Genomic DNA, 13835 nt, shown 5'->3' with positions numbered 1-13835 from the left:
GCCCTAGCCTGGAACCCGTGCCCGTCCGTGTCGTCATCGTGGGTGGAGGCCCTGCCGGCAACACCGCTGCCACCGTCGCCGCCACGCTCGGTGCCGAGGTGACGCTGGTCGAGCGCGACGTCGTCGGCGGTGCCGCGCACCTGCGCGACTGCATCCCGTCGAAGGCGATGATCGCCACCGGCGGCGCGCTCGCCGAGCTCACGCGCGCCGAGGCGATGGGGCTGTCGGCCGAGGGCCGCCTGGATCTCGACGCCCTGCGCGACCGGGTCTCGTCGATCGAGTCGCGACTCCAGGCGTCGGTGTGCCGGCTGCTCGAGTCGCAGGGCGTACGCATGGTGCACGGATCCGGGCGCCTGAAGGGTCCGCACACCGTCGCCGCCGAGACGAACGACGGCATCGAGGAGCTCGACGCCGACTTCGTCGTCCTCGCCACGGGATCACGCCCCCGCATCCCGGAGTTCGTCCACGTCGACGGGGAACGCGTCCTCACGACGCGCCAGGCGTACCCGCCGCCCGAGATCCCCGAGCACCTCGTCGTCGTCGGGTCCGGTGTGACGGGCGTGGAGTTCACCCACATGTTCAGCGCGCTCGGCTCGAAGGTGACGCTGATCGTGTCGCGCCAGCAGGTCCTGCCCTACAAGGACCCGGAGGTCGCGGCCGTGCTCGAGGACGCGTTCCTCCAGCGTGGGGTGAAGCTGTTGAAGGGCGCGCGCGCGTCCGCGATCGAGCGCACGGATGACGCCGTGCGCGTCGAGTGCGACGACGGGCGCGTCGTGAACGGATCGCACGTGGTGCTCGCGGTCGGCTCGATCCCGAACAGCGAGTCGCTCGGTCTCGACGACGCCGGTGTCGAGCTCGACCAGCACGGCTACGTCCCGGTCAACCACCACTGCCAGTCGAACGTGCGGCACATCTACGCGGCCGGTGACCTCTCGGGTCGGCTCCCGTTGTCGTCCGTGGCCGCGATGCAGGGGCGCAAGATCGCCGAGCACCTCATGGGTCTGCACACGCGCGAGCACCGCCATCTCGACTACGACAAGGCCGCGTCCGCGATCTTCACCGACCCGGAGATCGCCGACGTCGGGCTGGCCGAGGCGGAGGCGTTCTCCGTGGGCCGGAAGATCCGCGTCACGAAGGTGCCGTTCTCGTCCAACGCGAAGGCGTTGATCGAGGGCGACCCGCGCGGGTTCGTGAAGATCCTGTCCGACCCCGCAACCGGGGTCGTCCTCGGCGGCTCCATCGTCGGGCGCAACGCGGCCGAGCTCATCAGCGTGCTCGCGGTCGCGGTGACGAACGGCCTCAAGGTCGTCGACATCGTCGACTCGCTGCTCGTCCACCCGGCGCTGTCCGAATCCCTCGCCGAAGCCGCCTCCTGAACGTTTCCGCGCCTGGTCGGCGGGATACATGGACGTCGTGAGCACGATCACGGTGACTGGTGCGCGCGTCTCGAACGTCGGCGACGCCTTGAACGAGGTGGACGCCGTCGTCGAGGCGCTGAAGGAACGGGCGGACGTCGTGCTGCGGATGCTCGGGCACGAGGCCGGCCTGGGCGGCAGCGGCGAGACGCCGTCCGGTGGCGACGACGGTGGGCTCTCGGCCGTCGCGAAGGGAGCGGGCGTGATGTTGGCCGGCAAGGCGACGAAGGCCGCGGCCGGGACGGCCGCGGAGCACCTGGCGAACAAGGCGAAGCGCCGTACGAGGCGCGCCGCGCGGCGCTCGAAGGCGACACCGGTCGCGCTCGGTGAGGTCGTGAAGGGCAAGGCCGCGGAGCTCGCCGGCACGACGACCGGTGCGGTGAAGGAGCTCGCGGGCTCCACGAGCGGCACCGTGGACGCCATGAAGGGTCTCGCGGCCGAGATCGGGGGCACGACGGCCGGCAAGGCCGCCGAGCTCAGCGGCGTCGCGAAGGGGAAGGCGGCCGAGCTCGTCGGCGCGGCGAAGGGCACGTCGAAGCGCGCGCCGAAGCGGCGCGTCTGGCCGTGGGCTCTCGGGCTCGGCGCGGTCGTCGCGCTCGCGGTCGTCTGGTGGCGCATGCGCGGTCGTGTGCAGGAGCTCGCCGCGGTCGACGACACCGCACCCGACGAGTTCGGCGCGGTCGTCGAGCGGGCCGAGCTCGCAGGCTCGCTGCCACCCCAGCGCTAGCCGGAGCCGACCTCTACAACAGCTCGCCGCGCAGCACGGTCACCGCGCTCCCGGAGAGCTCGACGCGCGTGCCGTCGACGCGCACGCGGACGACGCCGCCGCGTGCGGACACCTGGTGGCCGACGAGCTCGATCTTGCCGAGCCGCTCCGCCCACCACGGTCCGAGCATGCAGTGCGCGGCACCGGTGACGGGGTCCTCCGGGATGCCGACGCGCGGCGCGAAGTAGCGCGACACGAAGTCGAAGCGGTCGTCGTCCGCACGCGCGGTGACGATGACGCCGTTCGCGTCGAGCTTCGCGAGCACGTCGAGGTTCGGTCGCAACCCGCGCACGGTCGCTTCGTCGTCCAGCTCGACGAGGTAGTGGTTCGTCCCGCGCACGACGTCACGGGCGGTGCCGCGCAGCGCGTCGTCGAGGCGGACGGGCGTCACCGTCGCGACCTCGGGAACTGGCGTCTCCGCCGGGAAGTCCATCGCGATCCGCTCGTCGTCGCGACGGCAGCGCAACGCGCCGCTCAACGTGCTGAACGTCGCGTCCTCGTCGGCCGCGATCCGGTCCGTCTCCCACAGCACGTGCGCGGTCGCGAGCGTCGCATGCCCGCAGAGCGGGACCTCCGTGGTCGGTGTGAACCAGCGGAGCGTGAGCACATCGTCGAGCGGGAGGACGAACGCGGTCTCGGCCAGGTTCATCTCCGCGGCGACCGACTGCATCCACGCCGCGGTGACGGGGCGGTCGAGGAGGCACACCGCCGCGGGGTTGCCGCGGAACCGCTCGTCGGTGAACGCGTCGACCTGGAACAGCGGGAACGACACGCGGACCGGTTACTGGATCACGACGAGGACGTCACCGGTGCCGACGGTGTCGCCGGCCGCGACGCGCACCTCGGCCACCTTGCCGTTGCGCTCCGCGTTGATGTGGTTCTCCATCTTCATCGCCTCGAGGACGAGCACGGCCTGCCCGGCGGTGACGTCGTCACCCTCCGCCACGAGCACCTTGACGATCGTGCCCTGCATCGGTGCCGCGATCGTGCCGTCGCCGGCCCCGCTCCCGGCCGACGTCGCGCCACGCGGCTTCGCCGAGCGGGCCCGGCCCCCGGCCCCGCCGCCACCGGCGGCGGCAACCGTCGGCGCGGGCGGCAGCCACACCCGGACGTCGAAGCGCTTCCCGTTCACCTCGACCGGAACCGCGCGCTCGACGAGCTCCTCGACCTCGCCGTTGGTCGACGCGGCGGTGGCCGTGGCGGGCGCCGGCTCGGTGGCGGGCGCCGTGAAGATCGACTGGTCGACCTCGTTCTCGAGCCACACCGTCGAGTGCCGCCCCGCGGCGAAGTCCGGGTGCGCGAGCAACGCCTGGTGCGCGGGGATCGTCGTGCGGATGCCGCCGATCTCGAACTCTTCGAGCGCGCGCAGCATCCGCGTGCGTGCCCGTTCCCGGTCGGGTGCCCACACGATCAGCTTGCCGACCAGGTTGTCGTAGTACTGCGAGACGGTGTCGCCTTCCTGGTACCCGCCGTCCCACCGCACGCCCGGTCCGCTCGGCGCGCGCATGCGCGTGATCGTCCCCGGCGACGGGAGGAATCCCTTCGCGGGGTCCTCGGCGTTGATGCGGCACTCGATCGCGTGCCCGTGCGGGTGGATCGAGTCCTGGGTGAAGCTGAGCGGCTCGCCGGACGCGACGCGGATCTGCTCCTGGACGAGGTCGAGCTGGGTGACCATCTCGGTCACGCAGTGCTCGACCTGGAGCCGCGTGTTCATCTCGAGGAAGTAGAAGTCGCCGTCCTGGTACAGGCACTCGACGGTGCCCGCGTTCACGTACCCGCACGCGAGCGCGACGCGCACGGCGGCGTCGCCCATCGCGGCGCGGATCTCGGGCTCCAGCCCCGCCGCGGGCGTCTCCTCGATGAGCTTCTGGTGACGGCGCTGCGTGGAGCAGTCACGCTCGCCGAGCCACACGCCGTTGCCGTGCGTGTCGCAGAAGACCTGGATCTCGATGTGGCGCGGACGAGTGAGGTACCGCTCGAGGTACGCCTCGGGACGGCCGAAGTACGCCTGCGCCTCGCGTGCGGCCGACTCGAGCTGGCGCGCCGCTTCGTCGGGCCCGCTCACGACCTTCAGCCCCTTGCCGCCGCCGCCATACGCGGCCTTGATCGCGACGGGCCAGCCGTGCTGCTCGCCGAACGCGACGACCTCGGCCGCGTCGCGGATCGGCTCGAGCGTGCCCGGGACGGCCTCGACGCCTGCGCGCGCCGCAGCCTTCCGGGACGAGATCTTGTCGCCCATCACCTCGATCGCGTCGGGAGGCGGGCCGATCCACGCGACGCCGTCGAGCCCGATCACGGCCCGGGCGAAGTCGGCGTTCTCCGAGAAGAACCCGTAGCCGGGGTGCACGCCGTCGGCCCCGCTGCGGCGGATGACGTCGAGGATGGCGTCGGTGTTGAGGTAGCTCTCGGCTGCGGTCTGTCCGCCCAGCGCGTACGCCTCGTCGGCGTAGCGGGTGTGCATCGCGTCGCGATCCAGGTCGGAGTACACCGCGACCGTCGCGATGCCGAGCTCCCGGCACGTCCGCATGACCCGTACCGCGATCTCCCCGCGGTTGGCGACCAGAATCTTGGACAGCACGTTCGACGGCTCCGTTCGGGTGGGCGCGAGGGCGGGTCCTCCGCGGCCCGTATCCTACGGGTGATGACCTCGGACGCCGCCACATGGGCGACCGTCCGCGCGCGCCTGTCGGGTACCCGCTTCACCGCGTTGCGCGTCCTCGACGAGGTCGACTCCACCAACCGTGTCGTGCTCGACGACGCGCGTGCAGGCATACCCGAAGGCCTCGTCGTCCTCGCCGAGCACCAGACCGCCGGACGCGGGAGGCTCGGCCGCGCGTGGGTCGCACCGCGGGGCGCCTCGCTGCTCGTGTCGGTGCTGCTCCGCCCGGCGCTGGGCATCGAGCGGGTCCATCTCGTGACGATGGCGGCCGGCGTCGCGCTCGTCGACGCCGTGCGCGAGATCGCACGCATCGATGCCACGCTCAAGTGGCCGAACGACGCGCTCGTCGGTGATCGCAAGCTGGCGGGGATGCTCACCGAGGCGGACCTCGGCGCGGACGGGTCGGTGCGGGCCGTGGTGCTCGGTGTCGGGGTCAACGTGAACTGGGGTGCGGTGCCCGACGAGCTGGCCGGCATCGCGACTGCGTGCGACGTCGAAGCGGGTCACTCGGTCGAGCGTGCCGCGTTGCTCGGCGCGTTCCTCGCCGGTCTGGACGGCCAGCTACGCGCGCTCGACCGGGTGCCGCTCGAGTACCGGCGGCGACTCGCGACGATCGGTCGCCGCGTGCGTGTGGACCTGAGCGACGGTCCGTTGCTCGGCCGCGCGGTCGACGTGGATCAGTCGGGCAGGCTGCTCGTCGAGGTGGACACCGGCTGCATCGTGGAGGTCGCGGCCGGCGACGTCGTGCACCTGCGCGACGCGTGACTCACGGATCGAGATCGGACGCCACCAGCTTCGTGAACGCGTCGGCGAGCGTCCGCGTCAGCTCACCGGGCGCGCTCGCGAGCGGTGCGCCGTCGACCGCGCTGATCGCCTGCACCTCGCGCGTCGTCGACGTGAGGAACGCCTCGCGTGCCGCGCGAAGTGCGTCGACCGTGACGTCACGCTCCGCGCACCGGATCCCGAGGCGCGCACAGAGCTCGATCGTCAGCGCGCGCGTGACCCCGAGGAGACAGCCGGCCTCGGCTGGCGGCGTGACGAGCACGTCGTCGTCGTCGAGGAAGAAGACGTTCGATCCGGTTGCCTCGCACAGGTTGCCCCGCGTGTTCGCGAAGACGGCCTCGTCGGCGCCGCGTGAACGCGCGTGTGCGAGCGCGCGCACGTTCTCCGCGTACGAGATCGTCTTCAACCCGGTGGTCGCGCCGCGCTCGTTGCGCGCCCACGGGACGATCACGACGGAGACCGCTTCGGGCGGCGGACCGCACGCGGTCGCCGCGACGATGACCGTCGGCGCCGTCTCACCGCGCTCGGAGCCGAGCGGCGCGGGCCCACCGGTCACCGTGATGCGCAGGCGCGCCTCGTCGACGCCGTTCGCGGCGAGCACCTCGTCGGCCGCGTGCCGGAGGTCGTCACGGTCGGGGAGCGGCAGACCGAGCCCGCTCGCCGAGCGCGCCAGCCGGTCGAGGTGCCGCGTCCACGCGAACGGCACGCCGCCGTAGACGCGCAGCGTCTCGAACACGCCGTCGCCGACGAGCAGCCCGTGGTCGAACGGCGACAGGCGCGCCTCGCCGGGAGCGACGAGCGCGCCGTTCACCCAGACCCTCGGCCCGTCGCTCGCCGGCCCGTCGCTCGTCGGCCCGTCGCGCATGCGGCGACGGTACCCGCCGCGGGCGAAACCGCAGGTCACACGGCGTTCGGTAGAGTGGCGCCTCCGTGGCTGCTTCCCCGTCGTCCCCGCTGCGCGCCTGGTGGCACCGCTACGTGATGGCGTTCGGGCTCGTCACGGTCCTCATCGCGACCGGGATCGTCGGCGCCAACGTCGTCACGGACCAGAAGATCGCCGCGATCCACCGGGTGAAGAACCTCCGTCTGTCGGACCAGAGCCATCCGGCGCGCGCCGGCAACTACCTGATCATCGGGTCGGACTCGCGCGCGTTCGTGGACAACGCCCAGCAGGCGCAGGAGTTCGGCACGCCCCAGCAGGAGGGCGGTCAGCGCTCCGACACGATGATGATCGTCCACGTCGAGCCGAAGTCGAAGCAGAGCCTGCTCGTCTCGATCCCGCGCGATCTCTGGGTGCAGATCCCCGGGCACGGCTACTCGAAGATCAACGCGGCCTTCAACTACGGCTCGACGCCCGAGCAGCACGTGCAGAGCGTGATCGACACGATCAAGCTGAACTTCGACGTCGGCATCGACCACTACCTCCAGGTCGACTTCGCGACGTTCCAGGGGATCGTCGACGCGATCGGACACGTCGCCGTGTACTTCCCGTCACGCGCGCGCGACACGTTCACCGGCCTCAATGTGCCGAATCCAGGGTGCTACTCGATGGGCGGCGCGCAGGCGCTCGCGTACGTGCGGTCGCGGCACCTGCAGTACTTCGTCGACGGGCGGTGGCAGGACGCCGACGGGATGGGCGACATCGGCCGCATCAACCGTCAGCAGAACTTCATCCGCCACCTCGCCGACGTCGCCGTGCGCGCCGGGCTGCGGAACCCGCTCACCGCGAACCAGATCGCCGACAAGGTGGTGTCGAAGCTCACGATCGACGACCAGATGAGCAAGGGTGACATCTTCGGGTTGATGAACGCGTTCCGGAAGGTCGACCCGAACAACCCGAACACGCTGCAGATGGTCACGCTCCCGTGGAAGAACGGGCCGGACCAGCAAGGGCAGAGCGTGCTGTACCTGAAGCAGCCCGACGCCGACCAGGTCCTCGCCCAGCTCCGCAGCTTCGGGTCCGCCGGCTCCGCGGGATCCAGCACCGTCAAGCCGGCCGAGGTCAAGGTCCGGGTGCTCAACGGCACCGGGATCAACGGGCAGGCGGCGGCCGCGAGCAGCGCGCTCGTCAACGCGGGCTTCGTCCCCGCGGGCACCGGCAACGGGCAGCACACGTCGACGACGACGGTCCGCTACCTCCCGAGCGAGCAGGAGAAGGCCGCGTTGGTGCAGCAGTACCTCGGCGGCGTCGGGCGGCTCGTCGCCGACAGCTCGATCGTCGACGCGGACGTCGTCGTCGTGCTGGGGCGCGACTTCCAGCACGTCGTCGCGCCCGGTTCCGGGACGACGGCGTCGACCGCGGCCGCGCCGGCCACGCGCGGTCACACCACCACGACGACGGCGGCCAAGTCCGCCGCGCCGGCCTGCTGAGGCCCGCGCGACGGGGAGGACGGCGTGCGTCTGCTCGTCACCGGTGCGGCCGGGTTCATCGGGTCGAACTTCGCCCGCTACTGGGTGCGTGAGCACCCGGACGACCGCGTCGTCGCACTCGACCTCCTGACGTACGCGGGGAACGCGGACAACCTCGCCGACGTCGCCGAGCGCGTGCCGCTCGTCGTCGGCGACATCGGCGACCGCGCGCTCGTCGAGCGTCTCCTGCGCGACGAGTCGATCGACGTCGTGGTCAACTTCGCGGCCGAGTCCCACAACAGCCTCGCGGTGCTCGACCCGGCCCGCTTCGTGCGCACGAACGTGCTCGGGACCCAGATGCTCCTCGAGGCCGCGCGCGCGGTCGGCGTGGGTCGGTTCCACCACGTCTCGACGTGCGAGGTGTACGGCGACCTGCCGCTCGACAGCGAGGACGCGTTCACCGAGTCGTCGCCGTACCGGCCGCGCACGCCCTACAACGCGTCCAAGGCGGCCGCCGATCACCTCGTGCGCGCGTACCACGAGACGTTCGCGGTGCCGATCACGATCTCGAACTGCGCGAACAACTACGGGCCGTACCAGTTCCCCGAGAAGGTGATCCCGCTCTTCACGACGCTCGCGCTCGACGACCGCCCGCTGCCGATGTACGCGTCGACCGACCATCGCCGCGAGTGGTTGCACGTGCTCGACCACTGCCGGGCGGTCGACGACGTGTTGCAGCGCGGCCGCATCGGCGAGACGTACAACGTCGGCAGCCGCGTCGAGGCGAGCATCGAGCAGGTCGCCGATCTCGTGCTCGGCGCGCTCGGCAAGCCGGCGTCGCTGAAGACGATCGTGCCCGACCGTCCGGGTCACGACCGGCGTTACCTGCTCGACGCGACGAAGATCCGGACCGAGTTGGGCTGGTCGCCACGCGTCGAGTTCGAGGACGGCGTGCGCGAGACGGTCGCGTGGTACGCGGCGAACCGGACGTGGTGGGAGCCGCTGCGCGACCGGGCGCCCGTCGTCGAGAGCGACTGGGCGAACGCGGGCGGGGTGACGTGACGCGGGTGCTCGTCACCGGGACCGGCGGTCAGGTCGGCGCGGCGACCGTCCAGGTCCTGGCGCGCACGCCGGCGTACGAGGTGCTCGCCGCCGACCACGCGACGCTCGACCTCGCCGACCGGGACTCGGTGGAGCAGGTCGTCACGGCGTTCCTCCCCGACGCGATCGTCAACTGCGCGGCCGTCACGAACGTGGACCGGTGCGAGCTCGAGCCGGACGCCGCGTTCGCGGCCAACGCGCTCGGCGTTCGCCATCTCGCGGTGGCGGCGGCTCGCGTCGGTGCGCACGTCGTCCACGTGTCGACGGACTACGTGTTCGACGGGCGCGCCGGCCGACCGTACGACGAATGGGACCTCGTGAGCCCGCTGTCGACGTACGCGCGCTCGAAGCTCGGTGGTGAGCTCGAGCTCGCTCGTCACGCGCGCTCGTGGACCGTCGCGCGGACGGCCTGGGTGTTCGGGCGACGGGGGCACGACTTCGTCCAGCTCGTGCTCGACGCGCTCGCCGATCCGGACGGGCCGGTCCGCTTCGTCGACGACCAGACCGGCTCGCCGACGTACGCGCCCGACCTCGCAGAGATGCTGGTCCGCCTGGCGGTGGAGCGCCGCCCGGGGCTGTTCCACGTCGTCAACGCGGGGCACTGCACTCGCTACCGGCTGGCGTGCGACGTCGCCGAGATCCGCGGCGCCGACCCGTCGGTCCTGCGCACCGTGACGACCGCGGAGCTCGGCCGGCCGGCGCCGCGGCCGGTCTTCAGCGCGCTCGACACGGCCGCGCTCCGGCTCTCGGGCCTGGGGCCGCTGCGCCACTACCGTGAGGCGCTCGCCGAGTACGTCGGCGAACCGGACACTGCCAGGGCGGTGCAATCGTGAGAGTCTCGGTTGTTGGTGCCGGGTACGTCGGGCTGACGACGGCCGCGTGCTTCGCGCACCTCGGTCACGAGGTGACGTGCGCCGACATCGACGAGGAGCGGGTCGCCAAGCTGCGCAAGGGCGAGGTCTCGATCCTCGAGGAGGGCCTGCCCGAGCTCGTCGCGGAGGGCCTGCGGTCGGGGCGGCTGCGCTTCGTCGTCGGCGCGTCGAACGCGGTGGCGGACGCCGAGTTCGTGTTCCTGTGCGTGCCGACGCCCCAGGGCGACGACGGCGCGGCCGATCTCTCGTTCGTCGAGTCCGTCGTCCGCGAGCTCGCGCCGGTGCTGCGCCCCGCGACCGTCGTCGTGAACAAGTCCACGATGCCGGTCGGTTCGACGCGCGTCGTCGGTCAACTCCTGGCGTCCAACCGGGCCCGGCTCGACGACATCCGGGTCGCGTCGAATCCCGAGTTCCTGCGCGAGGGGACCGCGGTCCACGACTTCCTGCATCCGGCGCGCGTCGTCATCGGATGTGACGACACCGCGACGGCAGTGCGTGTCTCCGAGCTCTACCGCGACGTGCAGGCGCCCATCGTCGTCACGGACGCCGCGTCCGCAGAGATGGTCAAGTACGCGTCGAACGCCTTCCTCGCCACGAAGATCTCGTTCGTCAACGCGATCGCGAACCTGTGCGAGGCCGTCGACGCGGACGTCCGCGACGTCACCCTCGGGATGGGGTACGACCCGCGCATCGGGTTCGAGTTCCTCAATCCCGGTCCGGGCTACGGCGGGTCGTGCTTCCCGAAGGACACCGCGGCGCTGCTCCACACCGCGTCGACGAACGGGTACGACTTCAGCCTGCTGTCGGGCGTCGTCGACGTGAACCGGCGCCAGCACGCGCGGATGGTCGACAAGGTGCGCGAGCTCGCGGGCGGCAGCCTCGACGGCGTTCGCGTCGGCGTGTGGGGCCTGACGTTCAAGGCCGACACCGACGACCTGCGGGACTCGCCCGCGATCGCGATCGCGAGCGACCTCCTCGCGCGCGGTGCGGTCGTGCGCGCCTACGACCCCGCGGCGGGGGAGCGCGTCGCGGAGCTCGTCCCCGGTCTGGACGTCGTGACGGACGCGTACGAGGCGTGCCGCGACGCGCGCGTGCTCGCGCTCCTCACCGAGTGGGACGAGTTCCGCTGGCTCGACTTCGCGCGCGTCCGCGAGCTGCTCGAGACGCCTGCGCTCCTCGACGCGCGCAACGTGCTCGATCCTGTCGCGATGCGGCGTCGGGGTTTCGTGTACCAGGGCGTGGGCCGCTGATGACGCGCGCGGTGGTGACCGGCGGCGCGGGGTTCATCGGCTCGCACGTGTGCGACGCGCTCGTCGCGCGCGGGTGGGACGTCGTCGCCGTCGACAACTTCCTGACCGGGCGGCGCGAGAACGTCGCCGACGCCGAGCGCGCCGCGGGCTTCACGCTCGTCGAGCAGGACGTGTCGCGCGCGCTGGACGTCGACGGACGCGTCGACGCCGTGCTGCACCTCGCCAGTCCCGCGAGCCCGCCCGAGTACCTCCGGTACCCGATCGAGACGCTCGACGTCGGTTCCGCGGGCACGCGCAACGCGCTCGATCTCGCCGAGCGCACCGGCGCGCGCTTCCTGCTTGCGTCGACGAGCGAGGTGTACGGCGACCCGGAGCAGCACCCGCAGCCCGAGACGTACTGGGGCAACGTCAACCCGATCGGGCCCCGCAGCGTCTACGACGAGTCGAAGCGCTTCGCGGAGGCGCTGACGTTCGCGTACCACCGGACCTACGACGTCGACGTCGCCGTCGTCCGCATCTTCAACACGTACGGCCCCCGATTGCGGCCGTCGGACGGGCGCGTCGTGTCGAACCTCCTCGTGCAGGCGATGGAGGGTCGTCCGCTGACCGTCTACGGCGACGGCAGCCAGACCCGGTCGTTCTGCTACGTCGACGACGAGGTGCGGGGGATCCTCGCGCTCCTCGACTCGGAGCACGCGGGGCCGGTGAACATCGGCAACACGACCGAGTGCTCGATGCTCGAGCTGGCCCGGACGGTCCTCGACGTCACCGGATCACGGTCCGAGATCGTGTTCGAGCCGCTGCCGGCCGACGACCCGGCCCGTCGGCGTCCCGACATCACCCGTGCGCGCGACCTCCTCGGGTGGGAGCCGAAGGTGGAGCTCGCCGACGGCCTCGCTCGCACGTACGAGTGGTACCGGCAGGAGCGCGACCGTGGCTGACACGACGCCGGCGGTCCCGTCGCGCCCCGCCTACCGCAAGCTGTCGGTGATCGTCCCGATCTACAACGAGCGCAACACGGTCGGGGAGATCGTCCGGCGCATGCGCATGGTCGAGCTGCCCGTCGACCTCGAGGTCGTGCTCGTCGACGACGGGAGTGACGACGGCACCCGCGCGCTGCTCCCGCAGCTCGCGGACAGCACGGTGCGGACCGTCACCCACGACACCAACCGGGGGAAGGGCGCGGCCGTGCGCACCGGGCTGCAGCACGCGACCGGCGATCTCGTCCTCATCCAGGACGCCGACCTCGAGTACGACCCCGACGAGTGGCCGCGCCTCCTCGCGCCGATGATGAAGGGACGCGCGCGCGTCGTGTACGGCTCGCGCTTCACCGGCGAGCGGCGCAACATGCAGCTGTCGTCGTGGCTCGGCAACCGGCTGCTCGTGGGCGTCGCGAACGTGCTCTTCAACACGACGCTGTCCGACCTCGAGACCGGCTACAAGCTGTTCGACCGTCAGCTCCTCGAGAGCCTCCACGTCACGGCCGACCGATTCGACTTCGAGGCCGAGGTCACCGCACGCGTGCTGTCCGCGGGGGAGCGGATCTACGAGGTGCCGATCAGCTACACCGCACGCGAGCGCGAAGAGGGCAAGAAGATCACGTGGCGCGACGGCGCGACCGAGCTGTGGGTCCTGCTGCGGTGCCGGTTCGCGAGATGAGCACGGTGCCCGTCGACCGCGCGCGGGCCGGGAGCGCGCCCGCCGAGCCCGAGGGCCGCACGGGCGGGTGGTCGGCGGTCGTCGTGAACTTCAACGCCGGGCCGCTGCTCACCCGGTGCGTCCGCTCGCTCGTCGCCGACACGAGCGCGGGTGCCGCGCCGGAGGTCGTCGTCGTCGACAACGGGTCGGAGGACGGATCGGTCGACGAGCTGCTCGACGCGTGCCCCGGGACGCGTGTCGTCCGCCCGGGCGCGAACCTCGGGTACGCACGCGCCGCGAACCTCGGCATCGCGGCCGCGGGTCACGACGTCGTCGCGGTGCTCAACGCCGACGTCGACGTACACCCGGGTACCGGCGCAGCGATGCTCGGCCGGTTCGCGCGTGAGCCGAGACTCGGTGCGCTCGGTCCGCACATCGTCGAGGCGAGCGGCGCGACGTATCCGTCGGTGCGCCGCATCCCGACGATGGTCGAGTCTGCCGGTCACGCGGTGCTCGCGCCGGTGTGGCCGGGGAACCCGTTCACCCGCCGGTACCGCCAGGAGGACGAGGACCCCGCGCAGGTCCGCGACGCCGACTGGGTGTCGGGCGCCGCGATCTGGCTCCGGCGCGCCGCGCTCGACGAGATCGGCGGCTGGGACGAGCGCTTCTTCCTCTTCATGGAGGACGTCGACGTGTGCTGGCGGCTGCGCGGCGCGGGGTGGCGCGTCTCGTACGAGCCGGGCGGCGAGGTGCTCCACGTCGAGGGCGTGAGCCGGGCGCGCCACCCGTACCGGTCGATCGTCGCCCACCATCGCTCCGCGCTCCGGTTCGCGGCCAAGCGTTGGCGCGGCGTGCGTCGCCTGGCGCTCGGACCGGCCGCGGTCGTGTTCGCGCTGCGCGCCGCGGCGCTGTGTGCACGGCAGGGACTCCACGACGTGACGAGGTCGCGCGGGCGGTAGCGCGCGGCGGGCCGCCGTCGAGGCGCGGCTAGCCTCTCACAAC

The 13835-nt window shown here is 72.0% G+C and carries 13 protein-coding genes; 10 read left to right on the top strand and 3 right to left on the bottom strand.

Features of this window, described 5'->3' with window-relative positions:
• Positions 1-17: 17 nt before the first annotated feature.
• Positions 18-1376 (top strand): FAD-dependent oxidoreductase, encoded by a 1359-nt coding sequence (locus VFC33_06545; protein ID HZR12895.1) that lies wholly within the window; start codon positions 18-20, stop codon positions 1374-1376.
• Positions 1377-1413: 37 nt separating this feature from the next.
• Entirely contained in the window at positions 1414-2142 is a 729-nt protein-coding gene (locus tag VFC33_06540; GenBank protein ID HZR12894.1) for a hypothetical protein, read from the top strand.
• Between the two features lie 13 nt (positions 2143-2155).
• Here VFC33_06540 and VFC33_06535 read toward each other — a convergent pair whose 3' ends face one another.
• Together VFC33_06535 and VFC33_06530 are read right to left on the bottom strand one after the other, a co-directional pair.
• Positions 2156-2953 carry a PhzF family phenazine biosynthesis protein gene (locus tag VFC33_06535; GenBank protein ID HZR12893.1) on the bottom strand — a complete coding sequence of 266 codons (798 nt, stop codon included), beginning with the start codon at positions 2951-2953 and terminating at the stop codon, positions 2156-2158.
• 9 nt (positions 2954-2962) lie between these two features.
• Positions 2963-4759 (bottom strand): acetyl-CoA carboxylase biotin carboxylase subunit, encoded by a 1797-nt coding sequence (locus tag VFC33_06530; protein HZR12892.1) that lies wholly within the window; start codon positions 4757-4759, stop codon positions 2963-2965.
• A 63-nt stretch (positions 4760-4822) separates the two neighbouring features.
• Here VFC33_06530 and VFC33_06525 point away from each other — a divergent pair, with 63 nt between their 5' ends.
• On the top strand, positions 4823-5605 hold the full coding sequence (locus tag VFC33_06525; GenBank protein HZR12891.1) for a biotin--[acetyl-CoA-carboxylase] ligase: 783 nt from the start codon (positions 4823-4825) through the stop codon (positions 5603-5605).
• 1 nt (position 5606) lies between these two features.
• Here VFC33_06525 and VFC33_06520 read toward each other — a convergent pair whose 3' ends face one another.
• A complete protein-coding gene (locus VFC33_06520) occupies positions 5607-6488 on the bottom strand; it encodes an aminotransferase class IV (GenBank protein ID HZR12890.1) in 882 nt (293 codons plus the stop codon).
• 65 nt (positions 6489-6553) lie between these two features.
• Here VFC33_06520 and VFC33_06515 point away from each other — a divergent pair, with 65 nt between their 5' ends.
• Genes VFC33_06515 through VFC33_06485 form a run of 7 tightly spaced genes read left to right on the top strand, consistent with a single transcriptional unit; the run spans position 6554 to position 13792 of the window.
• Positions 6554-7993 (top strand): LCP family protein, encoded by a 1440-nt coding sequence (locus VFC33_06515; GenBank protein HZR12889.1) that lies wholly within the window; start codon positions 6554-6556, stop codon positions 7991-7993.
• A 24-nt stretch (positions 7994-8017) separates the two neighbouring features.
• Positions 8018-9034, top strand: a complete 1017-nt coding sequence (gene rfbB, locus VFC33_06510) for a dTDP-glucose 4,6-dehydratase (GenBank protein ID HZR12888.1) — start codon at positions 8018-8020, stop codon at positions 9032-9034.
• Entirely contained in the window at positions 9031-9906 is an 876-nt protein-coding gene (rfbD, locus tag VFC33_06505; GenBank protein HZR12887.1) for a dTDP-4-dehydrorhamnose reductase, read from the top strand. The genes rfbB and rfbD overlap by 4 nt, the downstream gene beginning before the upstream one ends.
• Positions 9903-11195, top strand: a complete 1293-nt coding sequence (locus VFC33_06500; protein HZR12886.1) for a UDP-glucose/GDP-mannose dehydrogenase family protein — start codon at positions 9903-9905, stop codon at positions 11193-11195. Before rfbD ends, VFC33_06500 begins: the two co-directional genes overlap by 4 nt.
• Positions 11195-12136, top strand: coding sequence for a UDP-glucuronic acid decarboxylase family protein (locus VFC33_06495; protein HZR12885.1), 942 nt, complete (start codon positions 11195-11197; stop codon positions 12134-12136). The genes VFC33_06500 and VFC33_06495 overlap by 1 nt, the downstream gene beginning before the upstream one ends.
• Positions 12129-12854 (top strand): glycosyltransferase family 2 protein, encoded by a 726-nt coding sequence (locus VFC33_06490; protein HZR12884.1) that lies wholly within the window; start codon positions 12129-12131, stop codon positions 12852-12854. The genes VFC33_06495 and VFC33_06490 overlap by 8 nt, the downstream gene beginning before the upstream one ends.
• On the top strand, positions 12851-13792 hold the full coding sequence (locus VFC33_06485) for a glycosyltransferase family 2 protein (GenBank protein ID HZR12883.1): 942 nt from the start codon (positions 12851-12853) through the stop codon (positions 13790-13792). Before VFC33_06490 ends, VFC33_06485 begins: the two co-directional genes overlap by 4 nt.
• The last annotated feature ends 43 nt before the right edge of the window (positions 13793-13835 follow it).

The sequence above is a fragment of the Acidimicrobiia bacterium genome, from assembly GCA_035651955.1.
In the GTDB taxonomy this organism is placed as follows: domain Bacteria; phylum Actinomycetota; class Acidimicrobiia; order IMCC26256; family JAMXLJ01; genus JAMXLJ01.
This window is presented reverse-complemented; position numbering and strand designations above follow the sequence as displayed.